18 protein-coding genes and 1 tRNA gene are annotated in these 23,257 nt (G+C 68.0%); 7 read left to right on the top strand and 12 right to left on the bottom strand.

Features of this window, described 5'->3' with window-relative positions; genetic code table 11:
- The first annotated feature begins 74 nt into the window (after nt 1–74).
- The 4 genes from tolB (at nt 75) to LXE91_RS08835 (ending at nt 2,854) form a co-directional block, all read left to right on the top strand.
- Nucleotides 75–1,370: a Tol-Pal system beta propeller repeat protein TolB gene (tolB, locus tag LXE91_RS08850; RefSeq protein WP_039361276.1), complete on the top strand. Its 1,296-nt coding sequence runs from the start codon at nt 75–77 to the stop codon at nt 1,368–1,370.
- Nucleotides 1,371–1,387: 17 nt separating this feature from the next.
- Nucleotides 1,388–1,900, top strand: a complete 513-nt coding sequence (pal, locus tag LXE91_RS08845) for a peptidoglycan-associated lipoprotein Pal (RefSeq protein ID WP_039361278.1) — start codon at nt 1,388–1,390, stop codon at nt 1,898–1,900.
- 19 nt (nt 1,901–1,919) lie between these two features.
- Nucleotides 1,920–2,669 carry a tol-pal system protein YbgF gene (gene ybgF, locus LXE91_RS08840; protein ID WP_039361280.1) on the top strand — a complete coding sequence of 250 codons (750 nt, stop codon included), beginning with the start codon at nt 1,920–1,922 and terminating at the stop codon, nt 2,667–2,669.
- A gap of 108 nt (nt 2,670–2,777) precedes the next feature.
- Nucleotides 2,778–2,854: transfer RNA gene (locus LXE91_RS08835), tRNA-Lys, on the top strand.
- Nucleotides 2,855–2,985: 131 nt separating this feature from the next.
- On the opposite strand, the gene LXE91_RS08830 is transcribed toward LXE91_RS08835, so the two are convergent.
- From LXE91_RS08830 to LXE91_RS08795, 8 genes are all read right to left on the bottom strand, one after another.
- On the bottom strand, nt 2,986–3,933 hold the full coding sequence (locus tag LXE91_RS08830) for a fatty acid desaturase family protein (RefSeq protein WP_039361282.1): 948 nt from the start codon (nt 3,931–3,933) through the stop codon (nt 2,986–2,988).
- The gene (locus LXE91_RS08825; RefSeq protein WP_223274324.1) at nt 3,930–4,568 is read right to left on the bottom strand and encodes a phosphatase PAP2 family protein; all 639 of its coding nucleotides are present in this window, start codon (nt 4,566–4,568) and stop codon (nt 3,930–3,932) included. Before LXE91_RS08825 ends, LXE91_RS08830 begins: the two co-directional genes overlap by 4 nt.
- Complete coding sequence (locus LXE91_RS08820; RefSeq protein WP_039361284.1) at nt 4,544–5,701, bottom strand: glycosyltransferase family protein; 1,158 nt, start codon at nt 5,699–5,701, stop codon at nt 4,544–4,546. Before LXE91_RS08820 ends, LXE91_RS08825 begins: the two co-directional genes overlap by 25 nt.
- Nucleotides 5,698–6,447, bottom strand: coding sequence for a ferritin family protein (locus tag LXE91_RS08815; RefSeq protein ID WP_046196653.1), 750 nt, complete (start codon nt 6,445–6,447; stop codon nt 5,698–5,700). The genes LXE91_RS08820 and LXE91_RS08815 overlap by 4 nt, the downstream gene beginning before the upstream one ends.
- Nucleotides 6,444–7,460: a hypothetical protein gene (locus LXE91_RS08810; protein ID WP_039361286.1), complete on the bottom strand. Its 1,017-nt coding sequence runs from the start codon at nt 7,458–7,460 to the stop codon at nt 6,444–6,446. Before LXE91_RS08810 ends, LXE91_RS08815 begins: the two co-directional genes overlap by 4 nt.
- A gap of 65 nt (nt 7,461–7,525) precedes the next feature.
- Nucleotides 7,526–8,590 carry a glycosyltransferase family 2 protein gene (locus LXE91_RS08805; RefSeq protein ID WP_046196667.1) on the bottom strand — a complete coding sequence of 355 codons (1,065 nt, stop codon included), beginning with the start codon at nt 8,588–8,590 and terminating at the stop codon, nt 7,526–7,528.
- 139 nt (nt 8,591–8,729) lie between these two features.
- Nucleotides 8,730–9,173, bottom strand: a complete 444-nt coding sequence (yiaA, locus tag LXE91_RS08800) for an inner membrane protein YiaA (RefSeq protein WP_039361552.1) — start codon at nt 9,171–9,173, stop codon at nt 8,730–8,732.
- Nucleotides 9,174–9,276: 103 nt separating this feature from the next.
- Nucleotides 9,277–10,224, bottom strand: a complete 948-nt coding sequence (locus LXE91_RS08795) for a cupin domain-containing protein (RefSeq protein WP_039361288.1) — start codon at nt 10,222–10,224, stop codon at nt 9,277–9,279.
- Nucleotides 10,225–10,352: 128 nt separating this feature from the next.
- Between LXE91_RS08795 and LXE91_RS08790 the strand changes: the two genes are divergently transcribed.
- The 3 genes from LXE91_RS08790 to cysC all read left to right on the top strand — a co-directional run bounded on the left by LXE91_RS08790 (nt 10,353) and on the right by cysC (nt 12,495).
- Nucleotides 10,353–10,682, top strand: coding sequence for a carboxymuconolactone decarboxylase family protein (locus LXE91_RS08790; protein ID WP_011351062.1), 330 nt, complete (start codon nt 10,353–10,355; stop codon nt 10,680–10,682).
- Nucleotides 10,683–10,895: 213 nt separating this feature from the next.
- A complete protein-coding gene (locus LXE91_RS08785; protein ID WP_039361554.1) occupies nt 10,896–11,729 on the top strand; it encodes a class II glutamine amidotransferase in 834 nt (277 codons plus the stop codon).
- A 169-nt stretch (nt 11,730–11,898) separates the two neighbouring features.
- Nucleotides 11,899–12,495, top strand: a complete 597-nt coding sequence (cysC, locus tag LXE91_RS08780; RefSeq protein WP_046196654.1) for an adenylyl-sulfate kinase — start codon at nt 11,899–11,901, stop codon at nt 12,493–12,495.
- A 144-nt stretch (nt 12,496–12,639) separates the two neighbouring features.
- Here the strand turns inward: cysC and LXE91_RS08775 are convergent, their stop codons facing one another.
- The 4 genes from LXE91_RS08775 to LXE91_RS08760 all read right to left on the bottom strand — a co-directional run bounded on the left by LXE91_RS08775 (nt 12,640) and on the right by LXE91_RS08760 (nt 23,256).
- Complete coding sequence (locus LXE91_RS08775) at nt 12,640–13,314, bottom strand: GNAT family N-acetyltransferase (RefSeq protein ID WP_039361291.1); 675 nt, start codon at nt 13,312–13,314, stop codon at nt 12,640–12,642.
- Nucleotides 13,311–14,639 carry an aminotransferase class I/II-fold pyridoxal phosphate-dependent enzyme gene (locus LXE91_RS08770; RefSeq protein WP_046543650.1) on the bottom strand — a complete coding sequence of 443 codons (1,329 nt, stop codon included), beginning with the start codon at nt 14,637–14,639 and terminating at the stop codon, nt 13,311–13,313. The genes LXE91_RS08775 and LXE91_RS08770 overlap by 4 nt, the downstream gene beginning before the upstream one ends.
- Nucleotides 14,640–14,704: 65 nt before the next feature.
- Nucleotides 14,705–15,622 carry a UDP-3-O-acyl N-acetylglycosamine deacetylase gene (locus LXE91_RS08765; RefSeq protein WP_039361296.1) on the bottom strand — a complete coding sequence of 306 codons (918 nt, stop codon included), beginning with the start codon at nt 15,620–15,622 and terminating at the stop codon, nt 14,705–14,707.
- Complete coding sequence (locus LXE91_RS08760; RefSeq protein ID WP_039361298.1) at nt 15,619–23,256, bottom strand: type I polyketide synthase; 7,638 nt, start codon at nt 23,254–23,256, stop codon at nt 15,619–15,621. Before LXE91_RS08760 ends, LXE91_RS08765 begins: the two co-directional genes overlap by 4 nt.
- Nucleotide 23,257 lies beyond the last annotated feature (1 nt).

The raw sequence follows: 23,257 nt of genomic DNA, 5'->3' as shown, positions 1-23,257 counted from the left end.
GACGGGAACGAATCGGGTATTTTTACTGTCTCTGCCGTTGCGCAGCGATCCAAGTCATACGGGAAGCAAGAAGCATGAGTTTGATGACAAAGCTAGGTTTCAGGGCACTCGTGGCCTCGTGTCTGATTACGGCGGGCAGCGCCGCTAACGCCCAGGTCAACGTGCTGATCACCGGTGTCGGGTCGACCCAGTTCCCCATCGCCACCGCGAATTTCGCGAATGAGGCGAACCTGCCGCAGCAGGTCACGTCGATCGTCCGCGCCGACCTCGCCCGCAGCGGCAAATTCACCAACATCGACGCAGGCAGCACGCCCGTGCCGGAGAGCGCATCGGTCGATCTCGGCGCATGGAAGGCCAAGGGCGCGAATGCGTTCGTCGCCGGCAGCGTGAACCGCGACGCGAACGGCCAGTACAAGGTCAACTTCATCCTGTACGACACCGTGAAGCAGCAAAGCCTCGGCGGCCTGTCCCTGACGGCCACCGACACCACGCTGCGCACGGCCGGCCACAAGATCGCCGACTACATCTACCAGAAGCTGCTCGGCGTGCGCGGCGTGTTCGCCACGCGCCTGTCGTACGTGATCAAGACCGGCAACCGCTACCAGTTGCAGATCTCGGATTCGGACGGCCAGAACGCGCGCATCGCGCTGTCGAGCACCGAACCGATCATCTCGCCGTCCTGGTCGCCGAGCGGCACGAAGGTCGCGTATGTCTCGTTCGAGCGCAAGAAGCCGATCGTCTACATCCACGACCTGCCGACCGGCCGCCGCTACATCGTCTCCGACCAGAAGGGCAACAACAGCGCCCCGGCATGGTCGCCGGACAGCAACACGCTGGCCGTCGCGCTGTCGCTGACGGGCAACACGCAAATCTACACGGTCAACTCGACGGGCGGCGGCCTGCGCCGTCTCACGCAGAGCAGCTCGATCGACACCGAGCCGTTCTACTCGCCGGACGGCCACTGGATCTACTTCACGAGCGATCGCGGCGGCGCGCCGCAGATCTACCGGATGCCGGCCCAGGGCGAAAGCGCCGGTGCCGCGCAGCGCGTGACTTTCACCGGCAGCTACAACACGAGTCCGCGTGTCAGCCCGGACGGCAAGCTGCTCGCTTACATCTCCCGCACGGGTGGGGGCTTCAAGCTGTACGTTCAGGATCTGCAGACCGGCGCGGCGAACGCCATCACGAATACGAATCGCGACGAATCGCCGAGCTTCGCGGCAAACGGCCAGTACCTTCTGTACGCTACCCAGTCGGGTGGTCGCAATGTTCTGGCAGCAGTGCCCTCCGACGGCAGCGCGCCGCCGCAAATCCTGTCCGTCCAGGGCGGCTCCGTTCGTGAGCCGTCGTGGGGGCCCTTCATGCAATGACCACAAGGAGAGTAAACATGATGTCGAATAAAGCTCGTCTGGCCCTGGCCGTGATGATGATCAGCGCGCTCGCAGCGTGCAAGTCGGGCGTGAAGCTCGACGACAACGCAAACAACGCGGGCGCAGTCAGCACGCAACCGAGCGCCGACAACGTCGCGCAAGTGAACGTCGATCCGCTGAACGACCCGAACAGCCCGCTCGCGAAGCGCAGTATCTACTTCGACTTCGACAGCTATTCGGTGAAGGACGAGTACCAGCCGCTGATGCAGCAGCACGCTCAGTACCTGAAGAGCCACCCGCAGCGCCACGTGCTGATCCAGGGCAACACCGACGAACGCGGCACGAGCGAGTACAACCTCGCGCTGGGCCAGAAGCGTGCGGAAGCCGTCCGTCGTGCGATGGCGCTGCTCGGCGTGAACGATTCGCAAATGGAAGCCGTGAGCCTCGGCAAGGAAAAGCCGCAAGCAACGGGTCACGACGAAGCATCGTGGGCGCAGAACCGTCGCGCCGACCTCGTCTACCAACAGTAAGTAACGGAAGAATCGCCGTATGACGCACCGTGTATCCCTGCTGCGCGTTGCTGCAGCATTCTGCGTCGCCGGCGCGGCGTGGTCGGCCGCGCCGGCGCACGCCGGCGTGTTCGACGACAACGAAGCGCGCCGCGCCGTGCTCGATCTGCGCAGCAAAACCGACAACCTGGCGAGCCAGTTGTCCGCCGCCCAGCGTACGATCCTCGATCAATCCGGCCGTCTCGACCAGCTGAACCAGCAGGTCGCGACGCTGCGCGGCGAGAACGAGGATCTGACGAACCGGCTGACGACACTCGAGCGGCAGCAGAAGGAGTACTACCAGGATCTCGACACGCGGCTCAAGAAGTTCGAGCCGCAGCAAGCGACGATCGATGGTGTCGAAGGCACCGTGCAGCCGGGTGAAACGGATGCGCTCAATGCGGCGCAGCAGCAGTTCCGCAACGGCAACTTCAAGGCGGCCGCGGCTTCGTTCCGCGCGTTCATCGCGAAGTATCCGCAGAGCCCCTACCAGCCGACCGCGCAGTACTGGTACGGCAATGCGCAATACGCGCTGCGCGACTACCGCGGCTCGACTGCAACGTGGCAAGGGATCGTCAGCAAGTTCCCGCAGCATCCGCGCGCGGCCGACGCCCTCGTGGCAATCGGCACGAACCAGCTCGAACAAGGCCAGAAGGCGGCCGCGAAGAAGACGTTCGAGCAGGTCGTGTCGCAGTACGCCGGGTCGAACGCTGCGCAGACCGCGCAGGGCAAGCTCGAGACGATCAAATAATTATCGCGGCGGGTTGTTGACAGCCTGACAACCCGTCGCTATAATCTTTTGCTCTTCGGGTCGTTGCCCAAGTTATTCAAGCAACGAACCGGCAGGTTTCAAGAACGTGGGGTGGTAACTCAGTTGGTTAGAGTATCTGACTTTTAATCAGAGAGTCGAGGGTTCGAGTCCCTCCCACCCTACCAACTATCTTCGATAGTGCAAATTAAAGCCTCCCAAGCGGAGGCTTTTTTGCGTCTGTCGCTTCCGTATCGCGCGCGACATCTCCGTGATGTCTGCGACACGCTCAGCCGCACCCGGCCGACTTGCCCGCACATCAGCGCACACTGACGTCGCGCAGCACACCACCATATCCCGCGTACAGATTGCCGTCCGGCAGCAACTGCCGCTGCGCAAGCTGCCGATGCACGACCGGCAGGTGATGAAACGGCATCCGCGCGAACAGGTGATGCTCGATATGAAAATGAATCGCGTGCGGGCCGAACAGGAACGTCTGCCACGAACGCCGGACGATCGTGCGCGCGTTGCGGCTCTGGTCCGCACAGGCCGGCAGCCCCGCATGTTCGAAAATCGCCCGCACCTGCCCCGCGAGCGGCAGCAGCGTGACGGACGGTACGATCCATAACGTCACGTACAGCAGCGGATGCCCGGCCCATGCGAGCGCGGCGAACAGCACGCCGTTGCCGGCCAGCATCGACGCAACTTCCCACGCGGCGTACGCACGCGACTTCCCGACCTTCGGCATTGCATGCGCAAACTCGCCGCGCGCGAGCTTCACGACACTCGTCACGTAGCCGATCCCGCATGCGTATGCGAGCAGGCGGCCGATCAGCCGCCCGCGCGTCACCGGATAGTCGTGCACGCCGAACAGCAGCGCGACGGGATCGTCCTGCTCCATCGGCGCTCGATGATGCTTCAGGTGGCCCGCACGATACGTACGCAGCGACAGCCACAGCGGCCCGGCCGCGAACAGTTGGCCCACCGCGTCGTTGACATGCCAGTTCCGCGCCAGCAACCCGTGCGCGCCTTCGTGCATCATCACCGCGAGCGCAAGCTGGCTGCGCGCGATCACGATCGCGGCCAACGCGTACACGAGCGGATGCACAAACACGATCGCAACCGCGAACGCGACCGCAATCATCAGCCAGTCGCCCGCCAGCGCCGCACCCACACGCAACGTGCTCACGCGAAACAGCGCGGGATCGGGCACGAAGCGCGCAAGCTCGACATTCGACCCGGCATGATGAACATGGGCATCCGTCACGCAAGCCTCCCGCGCAGCGAACGCCGCTCGACCCACCGCGCACTGACCATCGCGAGCGCCACGCCACCCAGCACATCGACGACCGTATGCTGCTTGAGCGTCAGCGTCGACGTGCAGATCAGCAGGCCGATCGCCGCGGTCACGAGCCGTCGCCGGTCCGCCAGCATCCGGCAGGCAACGCACGTCACCGCGACATGCAGGCTCGGAAAACCATTGGCCGCGAGATCGAGCTGCCACATGCGCGCAAGACGGTGGCGCACGAACGTGTTGCCGATCTCCGCGACGTCGGGCCGCGGCACGGCTTCCGGAAACAGCAGGAAGCAGACGACACCGAGTACGAACGCGATCAGCACGGCCTCCTTGAACGCGGCGAACGCGGGTGGCCGCGCATACGCGGCAAGCGCAATCACGAACGGAAAGAAGCCGACATAGACGAACCACGACCACGCGATGAACGGAATCCGCGCATCGATCGACGTGGCAAACACGTAGCGCGGCGTGACGCTGCGCTCCAGCACAAAGAAGATCGCGAGGCCGGCTGCCATGCCGAACGTCGCGGCCAGCATCTGCCGGATATCGGGCCGGCGATCGTCACGAAACGACAGCGAATTCATCGTGGTGCCGGCGCCTCGCATCGCGTCTCCGTATCGGTCAGCTTCGCATGCGGACGCAACGCGAGGAGGCGTGACGTCCATGCGTCGACGCGCGCGCGTGCGTGCTCGCGGCCGGCGATCGTTCCTGCCTGCGTACCGGGATCGCGCATCAGTTCGGCGGCAGCTTGCCCGACGTCCCGCCGGAACGCGGCCGCATCGCCGCGCCAAGTGACGACGCGATGCACGAGTTGCAGCCGCGCGGCGCGCTCGGCGTTGCACGCCTGCTCGGGCTGGTCGGACTGCACGAGCAGGATCGGGCGCTGATACACGCGCGCGATCGACAACGCGGCCATGCCGGGCGCCGACACGATCAGCGGGGCATGGGCGGCGCGCGTCACCCAGTCGGTGTCGACGCCGGTCCAGCCGTCGTGCCCGGCATAGCCCTCGCCCACGCGATGGGTGGCGAGCCCCGCGTCGCGCACGCCGGCCGACAACGCATCGGCGAGCGTGATATCGCGGAAGTGCGGGTTCAGATAGATGGCGGCTTCAGCCGGTTCCGAAGCCGACCGCTCGGCGACGATCGGCACCGGCGTCGGCAGACGGTAATGCGCGCACGATCGCCGAATGTCATCGGCGGCATCGTATGCAAAATCGTGTTCGATGCAGCATCGCGCCGAATCGATCTGCCAGTCGACGATCCATGCGAATGCACGCGCCAGTGCGCGCGGCAGACGTGCATCAAAATTCGCGGTCAACGCGCGGCGCAGGCTGCCGCCATACACGTGGACGATGCGGCGTCGCCAGCCCGGCATTGCCCCCATGAACAGCAGCGCCGGATGAAACGAGTCGTTGATCACGAGATCGGCATCGTGGACGATCGCACGCAGCCGAATGATGTCACGCAGCATGCGCGTCGGCCGGAACACGTAGTGCGCGACATTGCGATCGGTCGCGTCGCGCAGCATGTTCTGCCGTTCGTCGAACTGCACCGCGTAGTGACGAGACAGCACGGCCGCGTCGATGTCGAACGCAGCCAGGAACGCCTGCCCCGCATCGGACGTCGTCAGCACGTCGACCTGCGCGCCAGCCGCATGCAGCGCATGCACGAGCAGTTGCGCGCGCATCAGGTGGCCACGTGCGTCGGCCGTCGCGAGATAGACGATTCGCGGCATCATGTGCGCGGACGAAGCGACTGGAGCCAGCCGGCCGCGACCATCGCCAGCGCGCCCGTCACGCCGAAACCGGCTTCGATCGCGCGGATCTCGTCCAGCAACACGGCGAGATGCGCTGCCTCGGACGGCGCAACGAGACGGCGCAGCGTGTCCGAGCAGAGCCGGACATGCCGCGTCTCGTCAGCGAGCACGCACGAGAGTAGCGGGTACAGCGGATGTGCATCGCCGATCGTCGCGCAGTGACGCGCAAGCACGCGCATCGCCATCTGTTCCGCACACAGACCCGTCGCATAGGCCGGCACGAGCACGCCTTGCGAGAAATGCGGCGCATGGCGCTGCGCGAGCCGGCGCCATCGCATGATCTTGCGCCGGCTCAACCAGTCGGGCTCATGCGGTGCTGTCGACGGCGCGACGCCGCGCTCGCGCAGCGCATCGGCGAACGCCGCGGCATGGCGACGCTCGTCCGCGAGATGCTGCTCGATTCGCGGCGCGAGCCAGTCCGGCGGCTGTCCGGTCCAGTCCTCGTTCAACGCGCACTCGGTCGCTTCCTCGCCGATCAGGTACATGCGCAGCACCCAGCGCTCGCCATGTGTACTGCGATGCAACTGCCGGATCGCCGCGCGCTTGAGGCGATCGACGAGGTACGCGCGCATCCTCGCCGCCCCGCGCGGCACGGGCGCCTCGAGACAATCGAAGCGTGCATCGCGCGCTGCCTGCGGCGACGCCGGCAGTTCGCCTGCCGCGCTCATGCCGGCTCGCCTCGTGCAGACACGGATTTCGTCGCAGCCGCCGCAGCGCCAGCAGGATCGCGACGCCATCCGAGGATCAGGCCGATGAAGCTTTCCTGCATGAACGCGTGCGCGGATGCGGTCGCACCCGCAAATGCCTCCTCGCGGCCGTTGACGCGCAGATAGCCATTACCGTCACGCGCACCGAATTCGATCCGGTCGTTCTTTCTGAAGCCGCGCGTGAGCATGTCCTTCACCAGCGCGCTGCCGTCCAGGCCGAACAGGAACAGCTCGCGCTGGGCAACCCACACCGGAATGTGATTGCTCAGCGCGTCGAAACGAATCGTCCATGTGCCGGATGCGAGCGCGTGATCGACGTCGGCATCGCGCGGCGCGTTCGATGTAAAGCTCGCGCGCGCGACCGACTTCGTCAAGCCGCCGACGCCCAGCGCGATCGTGATGTCGTCCGCGGACGGCTGCTTCGGATCGGTCGCACTGACCTTCACGAGATGCCGCGCGAGCCGCGATGCAAGCGACGGATGCGCGAACAACGCCTGCGTTTCGTCCGGCGTGAGCACGTCGCGCTCGGCCTCGCCCTCCTTCACGCGCACGCGATACGGATCGATCCGGACATCGGTGAACCTGCCGTGCACGGGCGCATGGACGTACACGTCGCGGTCCCATTTCACGCCGTCGCGACGCAGCAGCACGTGCACGCCCAGCGGCACGCGCCGGCCGTCGCCGTCGACGCCCGTGCCCTGCAGCAGCACGTCGCCGAGCACGTCCTTCGTGCGGCGCGTCGCATCGCTCGAGAAGACGATCGCGTGCGCATCGGTGTCGATGCTCGCGTGAACGTCCGGCGCATCGAGCGCGACGCGATTGCAGTCAGCAGCGGCCGCGTTCGCGAACGGGCAGCCGCTTTGCGATGCGAAGTGGTAGATCCCGCGCCCCGCATGATCGACCGGCGCGGCATGGGCGCCGGCGCTGGCGGCAAACAGGGCAAGGCAGGCAACACGGGTGGCGAGAGAGGACATGGTCGTTGTCGGGATGGATGCAGGATGTCGGCGTGCCGTGGCCGCGCGTGGTGCGCGGCGCCGGTTCAATGACGGTGATAGGACAGCGCTTCAAGATCGCGCCGGGCCGATGCACGCCCGGTGAGACCCAAACCGCGTGCGAGTGCGCCGAGCGTATCGACGGCGGACGCCGCGATCGTGACGCCAACCGCCGCGAGATAGCGGACGGCGCCAAGCCGCGGCAACTGCTGGCGATTCAGCGCGCGCAGGCTGTAGCCGAGCCGCATCGCCATCACGCAGAACGGGCCGACCGGGCCGCTGCGGCCGAGCCACTGCCAGCCGCGCGGCAGGTACGCGTTCACGAGATACGGCGTCAGGCCGACGCTGTCCTCGCCGCGCATCCAGCGCAGCTTCAGCGATTCGCGTTGCGTGTCCGGCAGCCGATGTTCGGTGTGCGCGCCCGGTGCGAACTCGACGGCCACGCCGGCGGCCTGCATCCGCAGCCCCATCACCTGGCAATGCGCGCGATAGACGCCGTCGAGCGGCTCGTAGCGGAATTGCGCGAACACGTCGCGACGGAACGCGACGTTGTTCGCGTAGAAATTGCGCGTCGCACCGTCACGCAGCGGGCTCGGGAAATACATGAAATCGATCGACGTCAGCGCGATGCCGAGCACGTTCGGCGCATAGCTGGTGCGCCCCGCCACCGCGGCGGGCACATCGCCGGCTTCGCGCGCGAACGGTGCGAGCAGGTGCTCGAGCCAGTCGTCGGCCGGCCGGCAGTCGGCATCGCCGAACACGACGATGTCGCAGCGGGCCGCGTCGACGCGATCGAACCCGTCGTTCTTCGCATCGTAGTAGCCGGTGCTCGCGCCGATCTCGACGAAGTCGATCGGGCGGCCGGCCAGCGCGGCAATTTCCGCGCACGCATCGGCCGGCAGGCCGTCGTGCGTGATGACCCATTGCGCGAGCGCCGCGGGCGGCACGGTCTGCTTCGACAGCGCCGAGACGAGGCGCTTCAGGCTGTCGACGGCCTGCGCAAGCCCCGCACCGCCGCGCAGGTTGTTCGTCTCCAGCACGAGCGCGGTGTGCGCCGCCACGGCATGGGCAGCCGCGCGGGAGCGCCGCGTGGCTTCTGTGAAGTCAGGCATCCGGAATATCTCCATCGTCATGCGCACCGGCATGGATGAAACGAATGGGCGGGGAGCCCGCGACGCATCGGCGAATGCGGGTCGCCCGCGGCCGTCGTCGCAAAGCGGGCGGCCTGGAAGGCGCCCGCTTTGCGTGCCGTCACTCCTGGACTGACGGCGCCGATTCCGCGTCGGTATAGCGCGGCTTCGCGTTCTGCAGGTCGCGCGTGTTCTTCTGCACGGCGACCGAGCCGAACAGCGCGAGCACGAACGACATCGCGTAGAAGCCCTTCTCGCTCAACTGCAGCGTCGCGTTGAAGAGGCCGACGACCAGCAGCGCGATCGACAGCAGCAGCGCGATCCAGCTGAGGCCGTAGTAGATGCCGGTGACGGGAATGCCTTCCGCGCGGTCGCGCACGCTCTTCTGCAGCGAGATTGCCGCGTAGAGACCGAACACCAGCACGGTGAAGTAATAGCCCTTCTCGTTGAGCTGCATGCCGGCGTTCCAGAGACCGATCAGGAATGCCGCGAAACCGGCGAGCAGCGCGGCCCACGACGCGGCCACGAACGCGAACGACGGCTGCTGGATGGTGGTCTGGTTCATTGCTTTGCCCTCTCTTTCTTCTTGTTCGAAATCGTTTTCGTTGAACTGCGTTTCGCGCATGGTAGCAGCTTTGGCGCGTGCCACGACAGCCTCGCTTGCAGTCTTACATGCCGCGCTGCGCCCGTCGCCAGCGTCCCGGCGTCGTGCCGAGCACTGCGCGAAACGCCTTGCCGAAGGCGGCCTCGGACTGGTAGCCGACCGCCTGACCGATCTCCGCCTGCCCGCGCTGCGTGTCCTGCAGCAGCGCGCACGCGTGCATCATCCGGATCTGCGCGACGAATGCGCCGACGCTCATCCCGGCCCGCTCGCGGAAATGCCGTGCGTACGTCGCGCGCGACATCGCGGAGGCGTCGCCGAGCGACTCGACCGTCCACGGTTTCTCCGGCGCCTGCAGCACGGCCTGGACCGACGGGCCGAGCCGCGCGTCGGCCGCCAGCGCCAGCCAGCCGGACGGCACGCGCGCACCCCGACCGTATGCGCGCAACGCGTACGCGAGCAGCGCCTGCCCGAGCGCGTTCACGATCGCGCCGGCGCCCGGCTGTCCGTTCGACGCCTCGGTGCGCAGCACGCTCGTCAGCAGTTGCAGCGGCGCGAACCCCGACGCCTCGCGCAACCCGACATGCAGCACATGCGGCAGCGTGCGCATCAGCAGTTCGCCCGCGCCGCGCGCATAGACGAACCGCCCGCACAACAGGTCCACGCTCGCGCCGCCCGGTTCGGCCGGATCGAGATTCGACTTGACCGGCAGCACCGCGCCGCCGCCGGCGCCCTGTTCGCGCAGCACCGCAGCCGGCCGCGACCGGCCGCCCCCTGCATCGAGCAGGTCGTGCGCGCCACCCGCGGGCAGCAGCACGAAATCGCCGTCGGCGAGCTGCAGCGTGCGCCCGTCCGCGGTACGCAGCCGGCAGGTTCCGGCCAGCACCAGGTGAAACGCCGCCTCGCCGGACGGCAGCGGGTCGTGCGGCATCGCGAACGGCCCGTCGAGCAGGCAGCGCACGTCGAGCTCGACATGGCTGCGGCCCAGCGACAGGAGTTGACTCAACGCATCCATGAGACGATCGCGCTAAAAATTGACACTCTAGCGTATCGAAACCCTCAGCGCGAACGATCAGAATAGCCCTGCATCGCCGAGATCGCGGCACCCGCCGCCCTCCTCACCCCTACTCGAAAGGACGCATCATGCTGAACTGGAACGAATACCGGAAGGAACTCTCGACGCGCATCGGCGAGATCGCCAAGCTGTCGCCCGATACGCTGGCCGGCTACAAGGCGCTGTCGGGCGCCGGTGCCAAGACGGGCCATCTCGACGCGAAGACGCGCGAACTGATTGCGCTCGCGGTCGCCGTCACGACGCGCTGCGACGGCTGTATCGCCGTGCACACCGCGGAAGCGGCCAAGCATGGCGCGACCAAGGAGGAAGTGGCCGAAGCGCTCGGCGTCGCGATTGCACTGAACGCAGGTGCGGCGCTCGTCTATTCGGCGCGTGTGATGGACGCGCTCGGCGAGTGAACCTGACGGCCGCGGCGCTGCCGTCGTGTGGCGGCGCCCGGTCGGATGGCCGGATGACCGCCCGGTTGCGCGTCGCAGACGCGGATCCGGGCAAGCGACGTATGACGATTGGTCAGCGTACCCGCCCGAAGGACCGGCCTGGCCGTGTACAAGCACGGACGCACCGCGAAGTCGGCTACCATGCGCGAACGATCCATCGTGAAGGAGCGCTCCATGTGCCGCTGGCTCGCCTATACGGGTAATCCGATTCATCTCGAGACGGTGCTGTTCCGCGCGAAGCATTCGCTGATCGACCAGAGCCTGCATTCGGAGCTGGGGGCGACGACCACCAACGGCGACGGTTTCGGCATCGGCTGGTACGGGCACCCCGACGAACTCCCGTTCCGCTACCGCTCCGTGCATCCCGCGTGGAACGATCGCAACCTGCGCGAAGCTGCGCGCGCGATCCGCTCGCGGATGTTCATCGCGCACATCCGCGCGGCCACCGACACCCCCGTGCAGGAAACCAACTGCCACCCGTTCCGCCACGGCCGCTGGCTGTTCGCGCACAACGGGCTGATCCGCGACTTCCACAAGCTGCGCCGCGACCTGACGATGAAGGTCGATCCCGCGCTGTTCCCGACGCTCGAAGGCTCGACCGACTCCGAACTGATGTTCCGCCTCGCGCTGACCTACGGCCTCGAGCAGACGCCGCTGCCGGCGCTCGAGCGGATGGTCGGCGTGGTCGAGGAGAGCGCCACGCAGCACCGCGTGGCCGCCCCGCTCAACATGACGATCTGCGCGACCGACGGCGAACGGATCATCGCGGTGCGCTACTCGAGCGAACGGCAGTCGCGCTCGCTGTTCCACAGCACGTCGTTCAAGCACCTGCACGAGTTGTATCCGCACAACCCGCGCATCGCCGAAGCCGGCGACGACGCGTTCATGGTCGTGTCCGAGCCGCTCGTCGACTTGCGGGGTGCGTGGGAGGAAGTGCCGGAGAGCACGGCGATCGTCGCGCAGGGCGCCGATGTGCAGCAGCGGCCGTTCAGCCCGCGGCACAAGTAGCGCATTGACACCGTTGACCGCATCGAGACGGCGGTACCAGACACACGGGCACGAAGCAATTCGTTAAAAAAGGAAGGGATTACAAACTTTCCGTCGCGCTACAATCCGCCCCAGGAGTAAACCGAACTCAAGAATGTAACTGCACGGTCGCCCGCACCTCACATTGGAAATGCCCCAAGATTTCAAGAATTTGTCACCCGCCACGCCGACGAACGGTCATTCCGCCAGTTCTGACGTGAAACAGGATCGAGCCTTCGTGGTGTGGCTGACCGGTATCTCCGGCGCAGGCAAATCGACGCTGGCAACTCTGCTGCAGGAACAACTCAATGCCCGCGGACTGCGCACCTATCTGCTGGATGCTGACCGCCTGCGCGAGGGGCTGAACCGGGATCTCGGATTCAGCGATGCCGATCGCCATGAAAATATCCGACGAACCGCCGAGGTGGCGAAGCTGCTGGTGGATGCCGGATTCGTCGTCATCGCTGCGCTGATCTCACCATTCCAGGAGGCGCGCGCCAAAGCGCGTGCGCGCTTTGCGGCTGGTACGTTCTTCGAAGTCTTTGTCGATACTTCACTCGAAGTCGCAGAGGCTCGCGACCCGAAGGGACTCTACGCGTTGGCAAGGCAAGGCGCGATTCGCCAATTTACCGGCATCGATTCCGTCTATGAGCCACCGCAGTCCCCTGACGTTCACGTCAGGACGGCCGAGACGAGCCCCTCGGAATGTGTAGACGCGATCATCCGGAAACTGCCGCTGGGCGGCTGACGCCGTCGCGATCGAACGTCATCCCGCGCGCGTCGGTGTGCTATTCGTGCGAATGGCAACCACGCTCGCAAAAGATGCCAACGTACACACCGCCGGCCGTTCAGCCCGCGGCACACGTAGCGCAGAGGGCTGTCATTCGCGCCGTCAGGTGCGACGCGACAACCCCATCCGGACCGAATCGAGTTCGGCCAGCAGCCGGCGCGAACGGGCGCGCGGCCGCGGCAATGCGGTGAACCCGAGCCGTTCGTAAAGCGCACGGGCCCGCACGTTGCGGGTCAGCACGTCGAGCACGACGTCACGGCTGCCGTCGGCGGGCAATGCGCCGGTGTCCAACGCATCCCGAAACAACGCGCTGAAGATCCCCGTACCACGCTGACGCTCGTCAGTCGCACAATGCGCGACGAGGATCTGCGAGCGCTTCGGCGCCGGAATTTCCGTTTCGAGGATCAGCCCGCGCAACAACTGGCCAATCGTGCGGCGCACACCGAAAAAGCGCGCCAGTGCCCACACGACATGCACGTCGTCGAACATCGTCTGCTGCCCGTCGTGGATCGCCATCACGGCGAGCACGGAGCCATCGTCCGCGACCGCGACACGATGCCGGCGCCACGAGAAGCGCCCGTGACGCGACCGGAACGCCTGCTGCAGAAACGCGATGCAGCGTGCGTCGCTTTCGCCGAGAAAGAACCCGAATTCGGCCACGCCGGATGCAAACACGAGCGGCGCGCACGCCGCCGCGTCGCCCGCAGCGGCCGCACGAAACCGCACGCGCTCACCGGCGCGCGGCGCCGCCTGCGCGGACGCGCCGGCCAGCGTCACGCGCTGCGCCCCGCGAGACGCGACAATACGGCGACCGTCCGGCTGATCTGCTCCGGCTCGTGCGTCGAGCAGATGAAGAAGCGCAGACGCGCGGCCTTTTCCTCGACGGCCGGATAGAAGATCGGCTGCACGTTGATCCCTTCGTCGAACATCGCATTGGCCCATTGCGCGGCCTTCAGCGAGCTCCCTGTGATCACCGGCACGACCGCGAACCCCGCACTCGTGCCCGTATTCAGCCCGGCGGCACGCGCCTCGGTCAGGAACTGTCGCCCGCGCGCCTGCAGTTGCGCGACGCGCTCCGGCTCGGCCTGCAGGCGCTCGAGCGCGGCCAGCGACGCTTCGGCGAGCGTGGGCGCGAGCCCGACGCTGTACAGGAAACCCGGCGCCAGGTGGCGCAGCATGTCGACCAGCGGCTGGCAGCCGGCGATGAAGCCGCCGCAGCCCGCCAGCGTCTTGCTCATCGTGCCCATCCACATGTCGACCTGGTCGGGCGCGACGCCGCAGTGCTCGCGGATGCCCTTGCCGGTCGCGCCGAGCACGCCGAGCGAATGCGCCTCGTCGACCAGCAGGAACGCACCGTGGCGCGTCTTCACGTCGACGAAGCGCTGCAGGTCGGGGAAATCGCCGTCCATGCTGTACAGCCCTTCGATCGCGATCAGCACGTGCCGGTATTCGCGGCGCACGCGCGACAGCAGTTCGTCGAGCGCCTGCCAGTCGTTGTGCGCGAAGCTCAGCCGCTTCGCGCCGCTCAGCTGCGCGCCCTGCACGATGCTGTTGGGCGCGAGCGAATCGTGGACGACCAGATCACCGGGGCCGAACAGCGCGCCGATCACGGTCACGTTCGTCGCATGACCGCTCACGAACGCGACACAGTCGTCGGTCTCGTAGAACGCGGCCAGCGCGCGCTCGAGATCGCGCTGCACCGGACGCTCGCCCGCGACCATCCGGCTCGCGGAGGCCGACGTGCCGTAACGGTCGATCGCGGCTTTCGCACGCGACGACACGGCCGGATCGCCGGCCAGGCCGAGGTAGTTGTAGTTCGCGAAGTTCAGGTACTCGCGGCCGCCGATCTGCGTCGTCGCACCGGCCACGCCTTCATGCACGCGGAAAAACGGCGAGTCGACGCGCAGCTTCTCGCCCATCTCGCGCATGATCCGGACCTGCTGATACTGCGGCATCGATTCGAAGCGGCTGCGCGCCGATGCGGTCTGCGCGGCCAGCGTGCCGGGCACGCCTGGTGCCGCGGCCGCATCGGTCGCGCGCTCCAGTTGCCGTTTCAGCGCTTTCGCCGCCAGTTGCTGGCGAAGATGCTCTCCCAGTGCCATTGCTTCCTTCGCTTGTATCTCGAAAAGGCGCTATGTTACGCCGCGCATCATGAAAAAGCGTGGTGTCACGCGTCGGGAAACTCGGCCCATTGCCACGCCTCAGGTTCGGCCAGCAGCGCGTCGACCAGCCGGAAATTCATCTCGTGGCTCGGCCGCAGCGCGCTCACGCGCGCCAGCAGCGGCGCGCCGGCCAGCGCGAGATCGCCGACCAGGTCGAGCACGCGATGCCGGACGAACTCTTCCGGCAGCCGCATCCCGCCCAGCACGCGATTGCCGACGATGGACGCCGTGCACGACGGCCGCGCGCCGCGCAGGATCGGCACGCCGCGCAGATAACCGGCGACGATCGCGGGTACCGCCCACTTCACGCGGCCATACGAGCGCGACGGCGCGATTTCGGTCGCGAATGCGGCCGGCGTCAGCGCGCCATCCCAGTGCATGTCGCCGAAGCCGCGCAGGTCGTTGCGCACGCTCAGTTCGTAACGCGGCGCCGGCTCGATCCGCATTTCGCGCCGCTGGTCGCCCTCGCCATCCGTGACGACGACGGGCCGCAGCACGCGGATGAAGCGTTTCGGTGCATCGAGCGCGACACGGCCGCACGCGCGGATGGCATCCACCCACGGCGCGGCGCTGCCATCGAGAATCGGTACTTCCTCGGCATCGATCTCGACGATCGCGTGATCGATCTCGCATGCCAGCAGCGAAGCGAGCAGATGCTCGACCGTGCGAACGCCGACACCATCGGCATTGCGCAGCATCGTGCACAGCGGCTGCGCGCGGCGCAGCGCGGGATCGACCGGCAGCGTCGCGAGCGTGCGCCCCTGCGCGACGCGACGGAACGCGATGCCCGTCACGCCCTCTTCCGGACGCGCGGGCAGGATCCGTACACCGACCCGGCGCCCCGTATGCAGCCCGTGACCGTCGATCGCCAGCGGACGTGCCAGCGTGCCCTGACGTGTTGCCCAGCCGGACGGTGCACTCATCGCGCGACCTCCAGCGTCGGCGACGTCTGGCCCGCCACCGGCGCCTGCCGCGCATCGAGCATCGCGCGCGCCTCGCCGTCGATCGCATGCTTCGCCGCGAGCGCCGCGACGGCCTCCTGCGCGGCATCCGTCGCGGAACCGGCATCCGCATCGGTCGACGCGCCGATCGAATCGACGATACGTCCGGCCAGCGTCGTCACCGACGCGCCCTCGGCAATCGCCATCACCGACAGCTTGACCTCGAACGCTTCCTCGACCGCGAGGCCGAGTTCCATCCCCATCAGCGAATCCATGCCCATGTCGAGCACCGACTTGTCGAGCGCGATGCGGTCCGGCGTCATGTGCAGGATTCGCGCGATCTGCCCCTGCAGCGTCCGGGCAACCAGCGCGATCGCTTCGTCGCGCGGCAACGCCAGCACTTCTTCCCGCAGCTGCGTGCCGCCGTCGCGTGCATCGCCGCCCTTCGCGTGCGATTGCAGCAGCGAATACCGGCGCGCCTTCGCGGCAGGCATCCCGCGCGCCACCGCGTGCCAGTCGAGCCGGACCACGGCTTCACCTGCCGCGCCCGCCACCAGTACGCGCTCGAGCGCGACCATCGCTTCGTCGGACGTGATCGATGCACCGCCGATCCGCGACTGCAGCGCCTCGCGCGTATCCGCGTGGCGCGCGAGGAAGCCGACGTCCTCGAGCGGCCCCCAGGCCATGAACGTGCCCGGCAATCCCGCCGCGCGACGATGTTCGACGAGCGCCTCGAGGAAGGTGTTGGCCGCGACGTAGTTCGACTGCCCCGGATTGCCGAGATAGGTCGTCGCCGACGAATAGACCACGAACAGGTCGAGCGGCAACGCGCGCGTCGCGCGATGCAGGTTCCACGCGCCGGCCACCTTCGGTGCGAGCACCGCGGCCATGCGCGCATCGTCGAGATTGCGCACGAGGCCGTCGTCGATCGACATCGCGGAATGCAGCACGCCCTTGAGCGGGCCGCCGCGCCGGACAATCGCCTCGATCATCGCGTCGACCGCCGCTGCGTCGGTCACGTCGCACGATACGACATCGACCGTGACGCCGAGCGTCGCGCGCCAGCGCTCGACTTCCTCGCGCGCGGCAGCAGCGAGCTCGCCGGAACGGCTCGCCAGCGTCAGCCGGCGTGCGCCGCGCTCGACCATCCAGCGCGCGCTCGCGAAACCGAGCCCGCCCGTGCCGCCGACCACCAGGTACGTGCCATGCGGATCGAGCGCGAGCGAGCCCGCGCGTGTGACGCCGCGCGTCGGAGCCGGCGTGCCGGACGGATAGGTCACGAGCACCTTGCCGATCTGGCGTGCCTGCTGCATGTAGCGGAACGCATCTTCCGCCCGTTCGGCCGGAAACGCGCGATACGGCAGCGGATGCAGCACGCCTGCGTCGAACAGCGCCATCACTTCGCCGAACAGGCGCGCGGTCAGCTCCGGCAACGCACCCATCAGCTGGTCGGCGTCGATGCCGAAATAGCTGATGTTGTTGCGGAACGGCCGCAGCCCGATATGGCTGTTTTCGTAGAAGTCGCGCTTGCCGAGCTCGAGGAAACGCCCGAACGGCCGCAGCGTGTCGATGCTGCGCACCATCGCTTCGCCGGCGAGCGAATTCAGCACGATGTCGATGCCCTGGCCGCCCGTCAGCGCGCGAATCTCGTCCGCGAACGCGAGGCTGCGCGAATCGAGCACGTGGTCGGCGCCGAGCAGGCGCACGAACTCGCGCTTCTCGTCGCTGCCGGCCGTCGCGAACACTTCTGCGCCGAAGTGGCGCGCGAGCTGGATCGCGGCGATCCCGACGCCACCCGCGCCGCCGTGCACGAGCACACGCTCGCCGCGACGCAGCCGCGCGAGCTCGACGAGTGCGTAGTACGCGGTGAAGAACGTGGTCGGTACGGTCGCCGCTTCCTCGAACGACAGACGCTCGGGTTTCAGCGCGATCGCTTGCGCGCGCGTCCGGACGCGCGTCGCGAACGAAGCCGGCGCGAAGCCGAGCATCGCATCGCCCGGCGCGAATTCGGTTACGGCGCTGCCCACCCGCACGACGCGGCCGGACAATTCCATGCCGATGGTCGCGCCCGCGAAGCCGGTCTCGACCGCTTCATCGGACAAGAGCCCCATCGCATACATCACGTCGCGGAAATTGAGGCCGGTGGCAACGGGCTCGATCTCCACCTCGTCGTCACCCAGCTGGCTTTCCGGCAACGCGAACCATTCGAGGTTGCGCAACGAGCCCGGCGCATCGAACGCGAGCACGGCCGCACGCGCAATCGCGCCGTCGTTGCGGGCCGCGGCCTGCGCGGCGGTCAGCATGCGCGGCACCTGCCGCCCGTGTACACCCAGGACGACTTCTTCCTCGATCGCCGCGCCGGTCAGCTCGCGAATCAGCGCGTCCGGGATCCGGTCCGCCGCCCGATCGACGTCGATCAGGCGGCACGCGAGTTCGGGATGCTCGTTCGCCAGCACGCGACCGAGACCCCACAGCGTGGCCTGTTCCGGATGCGCATTCGCGGCCCCGGCGAATGGCGCGCCGCCACGCGTGACGACGGTCAGCCGCGTGGCTGCGTTCGGCTGCATACCGAGCGCGCGAACGAGTTCCGCAAGAGCGATCACGCCGTTACGCTGCGCGGCCATCAGGTCATCGCCCGTCGCCGATTCGGCGAGCGGCGTTTCCGGCGCGCAGAAGACGACATGCGCCGGCTGCCCGGCCGGCAACGACGCGATCGCATCGGCCGCGTGCGTCACGTCGACGATATCGGCCGGATAGCCTGCGCGCGCCAGCGCATCGGCCAGCCGCCCGCCGAAACTGCCGGCAGCATCCGGTGCGTGCATCACGAGCCATTGCTCGCTGCGTGCAAGCGTATCGAGATCGCTCGGTTCCTCGCCGCGTTGCGCGACAACGGCGCTCGCGGGGTTGCGCGCGATGACGAACGTCGGCGTGCCGTCCAGATCGAGCGATTGCTCGACGTGCCGCACGACGTCGACGAAGCCCGCGCGTTCGAGCGCGGCATCGAGATCCGCCGGCGCCAGCGGCGCGGGCGCATCGGCTTCCGCCGACGAAGCCTGCGCGCCGGATACGAGGTCGGAGAAACGGCCGCGACGCGACTCGGCCAGCAGCAGCAATCCGCCCGGCGCCAGCCATGACCGCATCGCATTCAGCGCGTCGGCCACATCGTGGCGGCCGCTCAACGCGCGGTTCGCGACGATCAGGTCGTAAGGGCCGGCTTCGTCGGCCGCCAGCGACAGCCGCTCGCCCGACTGCAGCGCAACCGTGCGCACCGCCGCTTCCGCATCCGCGTCGAACCCGGCCAGTTGGCCGGCAGTCCCGGCGATCGTGTGATCGCAACGTGCGGCCGCGAGATGCATGCCGAGCGTCTGCAGCACGTCGCCGTCCGTCGCGCCCAGTTCGAGCACGCGCAACCGGCGTGCGGGTTGCCATGCGTCGACCGCCTGCTCGACGCTCGCGGCCAGCAATGCGTGCACGTGCTGCCACGTCGGCGATGCGGCCAGGAGTTGTTCGACCAGGCTGTGCCCGGTCGGCGACAGCAGACGGGCGCCGTCCTTTGCGCCGTTCAGGACGTCCGGCAACGCCGCGCCGCAATGCGCGAGCAGCGTCAGCTCGGCCACGTGCCCCGGCGATTCGGCCAGCAGCCCGCGCCAGAGTTCGTCGAGCGGCGGCAACGCCGCGCACGCTGCGTCGTCGCGCACGAGCAGCGCGCCATCGCGATGAGCGAGACCGTCCTCGACCAGCATGTCGGCAAGACGTGCGGCCAGTGCCTCACGCCCGGCCGCAGGCTGCCATGTGCCGGCGAATGCGCCGAGCGTATCGAACGCACGGAGGGCGTAGAGGCTCGCCAGCACGTCGAGCAGCGGCAGGATTTCGGTCAGATGCTGCGTCCGGCGGCCGTCGTGCCCGGCCGCATCGAGCCGCGCGACAGCGTGCGCGAGCAACGCGTCGGGCGCCGGCAAACCGGCTGCATTGACGTCACCCGGCAGCGGCACTTCTTCCAGGCGGTAGACGAAGCGCGCGGGCAGGTTCTGCCGGCGGCCGACGAGGTCGACACGCCGGAACCGGCATGCGCCGAGCCGCGCGACGATCGCGCCGCGCGCGTCGAGGAATTCGAAATGCGCGACGATCGAATGCGGGCTGTGCCGGTCGATCCGCACGAGCACCCGCTCGACCGTGTCGCCGCGCAGATAGTCAACCCGGCCGATCTGCACCGGCACGTAAGCCGGATGCTCGCCTTCGCGCGCGTGCGCCGCAAGCAGTGCGAACAGCGGATGAAACCCGCTGTCCATCAGAGCCGGATGCAGCAGATAGGCGGACAACGCCCGCGCGTCGCCGCATGCGGCCGGCGCGGCGACGTCGGCCAGCGCCGCGCCGTCATCCGCGGCGACCCGCACGGTGCGGACCCAGCGGAACGCCGGCCCGTAGCTGAGGCCGATGGCCGCCGTATTTGCATACAGCGTGTCGCCGTCGGCGGCGGGCACCGCGAGCAGGCGATCGAGCGCGTCGGACGGCACGACGCTCGCATCGCCGAGCGTGTTGCCGCTTTCGAGCATCCGCCCCGTCACGTTCAGCGTCCATGCGCCGTCGGACATCCGGTCGCGCGTCTCGATCGTGAAGGTCGCGGTACGCGGCTCGATCACGAGCCGGAACAGCTTCGCCTGCTGCGGCTGGAATACCACCGGCGTGCGGATCTCGACGTTTTCGAGGGCCGCATCCGGCGTATCGAAGAAGGTGCGTGCCGCGGCAAGCGCCATTTCCACGTAGCCCGCACCCGGGAACGCCACGCCGCCGTCGACGACGTGATCGGCCAGCATCGGCAGCTTCGCCGGATCGAGCTGGTTTTCCCACGCGAATGCGTGCTCGTGCAGGCGATAGCCGAGCAACGGATGTTCGCGGCGACGATTGACGAGGCCGTAGCCTTCGACGGTCGGCGTCAGCCAGAAGTGGTCGCGTTGCCACGGATAGGACGGCAATGCAGCACGCGATTCACCCGGCGCGAAGCGGTCGGGATCGACGCTCGCGCCGTGCGCGATCGCCGCGAGGATCGATTGCCGCAGCGTTGCCGCGCTGCCGTGATCGCGCTTGAGCGTCGGCAGCGCCACGCCGGTCGCGCCGGCGGCCGCGAATGCCTGCTTCACGTACGTGCGCAGGATCGAATGCGGCGAGACCTCGACGAACAGCCGGACACCCTGCTCGATCAGATGCGCGATGCCGTCGCCGAAGCGCACCGGCTCGCGAATGTTGCGCCACCAGTAGCGGGCATCGAGCTCGGTGCCGGCCAGCGCGCCGCCGGTCACGGTCGACACGAACGTGCCGTTGCCCGGCTGCGGCCGCAGGCTCGCCAGTTCGGCCAGCACGACCGGCTCGATGCGGTCCATGTGGCTGCTGTGGAACGCGTAGTCGAGATCCAGCATCTGGAAGAACTTGCCGCTGCCGCGCAGCGCGGCCTCCAGTGCCTGCAAGCCCTGCAGTTCACCCGCGAGCGTCACCGCATCGGGGCTGTTGATGCCCGCGATCTCGACGCGACGCGCGAGCCCGTGGCGTGCGATCAGTTCGCGCGCCGCCGCGTCGCCGATGCCGACGGCCGCCATCCGGCCGCTGCCGCGCGTCATCGCCTGCGCGCGGCTGCGGATCTTGATCACGCGAACCGCGTCGGCGAGCGACAGCGCGCCCGTGACCCACGCCGCGGCAATCTCGCCGACGCTATGGCCGATGGCCGCGTCGTAGCGCATCCCGCGCGCGTCGATCACGCGAATCATGCCGACCTGGATCGCGAACAGCAGCGGCTGCGCGTTCTCCGTCGCGGCGAGCCATTCGGCGCCCGCGCCGGCCAGCCATTCCGCGCTCGGGCCGCCGCGCATCACGTCGACGAGCGACGAGCTGCCATCGGCACACCACAGCGCGTCGACTTCGTCGAGCGCCGCGCGGAATTCGGCGTTCTCCGCATAGAGTTCGTTGCCCATCCCGACCCACTGGCAGCCGTTGCCAGAGAATACGAGCGCGGTGCGCACCGCGTCGGCGGGCGCCTGGCCGGTTGCCACGCAGGCCGGCAGCCCTTCCGCTGCCGGCTGGGCCAGTGCTGCAAGCGCCGCACGGCCTTCGGCTACGCCGGCCGGTGCAACGATTGCACGGTGTTCCAGCCACTGGCGCCGACGTGCGGCCGCGGCGGCCAGCGCCTGCCAGTCGCCGCCATTGTCGAGCATCGCCAGATAGCGGCCTGCGAGCGCGCCGAGCGCACTCGCGCTGCGCGCGGTCAGGACGAGCGGAGACAGTTGCGCTTGCGTCGGCTCGGGTTTGGGCGCGGCCGTCGACGCCGCGTTTGCAGCCGGCGCCTCCGTCAGCACGACGTGTGCGTTCGTTCCGCCGAAGCCGAACGAGTTGACGCCGACCGTCAGCGGCGCGTCGCCCGTGTCGAGCGGCATGTAGCGATCGACGACACGCAAACGCCCGCCGTCGAAATCGATCCCGGGATTGGGCGTGACGAAATGCAGCGAGCGCGGTACCGCGCGGTGCTTCAGGCACAGCACGGCCTTCAGCAGCCCGGCCATGCCGGATGCCGTCTCGAGATGGCCGATGTTGGTCTTGACCGAACCAATGAGCAGCGGACGATCCGCCGGGCGCTCGCCCGACACGACGTCGATCAGCGCACGCGCTTCGATCGGATCGCCGACCGCCGTGCCGGTGCCGTGCGCTTCGAGATAGGCCAGCGACTGCGGATCGATGCCGGCGCGCGCGTACACGCTGCGCAGCAGCGACGCCTGTGCAGCCGCGCCCGGCACGCTGATGCCGCCCGGCGAATGGCCGACCGAATTCACGCCGGAGCCGGCGATCACCGCATGGATCGTGTCGCCATCGGCGAGCGCGCGATCGAGCGGCTTGAGCAGCACGAACGCGCCGCCTTCGGAGCGGACGTAGCCGTCGCCGGTGGCATCGAAGGCACGGCAACGGCCGCGCGGCGACAGCATCGACGCCTTGGAGAAGCTGACGAAACCGAACGGATGCAGCAGCAGGTTGACGCCGCCCGCGAGCGCCATCTCGGCTTCGCCGGACTGCAGCGCCTTGACGGCCTGGTGGAGTGCGACGAGCGACGACGAGCAGGCCGTGTCGACGGACATGCTCGGACCATGCAGGTCGAACAGGTAGGACACGCGGTTCGACGCGATGCTCAGCGTATTGCCGGTCGCCGAATATGGATCGATCACGTTCAGATCGTCCATGTTGCGGTTGCCGTAGTCCATGCTGGCTGCGCCGACGAAGACGCCGCAGTTGCTGCCGCGCATGTCGGCCGGACGCACGCCCGCGTCCTCGAACGCTTCCCATGCGAGTTCGAGCAGCAGGCGCTGCTGGGGGTCCATCTGGGCCGCTTCGCGCGGTGAAATGCCGAAGAACGCGGCGTCGAAGCCAGCGACGTTGTCGACGACGCCGGCCGAGAACGTGTAGCTCTTGCCCGGTTCGCGCTTGGACGGGTGCTGGTAGAAGTCGGTGCCGAAGCGGTCGGCGGGGATTTCGGTCACTGCGTCGCGTTCGTCGCGCAGCAGTTGCCAGAAGTCGCCAAGATTGTTTGCGCCCCCGGGAAACCGACAAGCCACCCCAATTATTGCAATCTTACTGTTCATC

Source organism: Burkholderia contaminans, assembly GCF_029633825.1.
GTDB classification, from domain to species: domain Bacteria; phylum Pseudomonadota; class Gammaproteobacteria; order Burkholderiales; family Burkholderiaceae; genus Burkholderia; species Burkholderia contaminans.
The sequence above is the reverse complement of the archived record's forward strand: the minus strand, read 5'-3'. Positions and strand labels throughout refer to the sequence as shown.

Bases quoted from the DNA above. Each gene is read 5' to 3' on its own strand.
- LXE91_RS08795 (WP_039361288.1), bottom strand. From the start codon at position 10,224: ATGGATGCGTTGAGTCAACTCCTGTCGCTGGGCCGCAGCCATGTCGAG.
- cysC (WP_046196654.1), top strand. From the start codon at position 11,899: ATGCCCCAAGATTTCAAGAATTTGTCACCCGCCACGCCGACGAACGGT.
- LXE91_RS08760 (WP_039361298.1), bottom strand. From the start codon at position 23,256: ATGAACAGTAAGATTGCAATAATTGGGGTGGCTTGTCGGTTTCCCGGG.
- LXE91_RS08790 (WP_011351062.1), top strand. From the start codon at position 10,353: ATGCTGAACTGGAACGAATACCGGAAGGAACTCTCGACGCGCATCGGC.
- LXE91_RS08820 (WP_039361284.1), bottom strand. From the start codon at position 5,701: ATGATGCCGCGAATCGTCTATCTCGCGACGGCCGACGCACGTGGCCAC.
- LXE91_RS08770 (WP_046543650.1), bottom strand. From the start codon at position 14,639: ATGGCACTGGGAGAGCATCTTCGCCAGCAACTGGCGGCGAAAGCGCTG.
- ybgF (WP_039361280.1), top strand. From the start codon at position 1,920: ATGACGCACCGTGTATCCCTGCTGCGCGTTGCTGCAGCATTCTGCGTC.
- LXE91_RS08765 (WP_039361296.1), bottom strand. From the start codon at position 15,622: ATGAGTGCACCGTCCGGCTGGGCAACACGTCAGGGCACGCTGGCACGT.
- yiaA (WP_039361552.1), bottom strand. From the start codon at position 9,173: ATGAACCAGACCACCATCCAGCAGCCGTCGTTCGCGTTCGTGGCCGCG.
- LXE91_RS08785 (WP_039361554.1), top strand. From the start codon at position 10,896: ATGTGCCGCTGGCTCGCCTATACGGGTAATCCGATTCATCTCGAGACG.
- LXE91_RS08815 (WP_046196653.1), bottom strand. From the start codon at position 6,447: ATGAGCGCGGCAGGCGAACTGCCGGCGTCGCCGCAGGCAGCGCGCGAT.
- LXE91_RS08810 (WP_039361286.1), bottom strand. From the start codon at position 7,460: ATGTCCTCTCTCGCCACCCGTGTTGCCTGCCTTGCCCTGTTTGCCGCC.
- LXE91_RS08805 (WP_046196667.1), bottom strand. From the start codon at position 8,590: ATGCCTGACTTCACAGAAGCCACGCGGCGCTCCCGCGCGGCTGCCCAT.
- LXE91_RS08825 (WP_223274324.1), bottom strand. From the start codon at position 4,568: ATGCGAGGCGCCGGCACCACGATGAATTCGCTGTCGTTTCGTGACGAT.
- pal (WP_039361278.1), top strand. From the start codon at position 1,388: ATGATGTCGAATAAAGCTCGTCTGGCCCTGGCCGTGATGATGATCAGC.
- tolB (WP_039361276.1), top strand. From the start codon at position 75: ATGAGTTTGATGACAAAGCTAGGTTTCAGGGCACTCGTGGCCTCGTGT.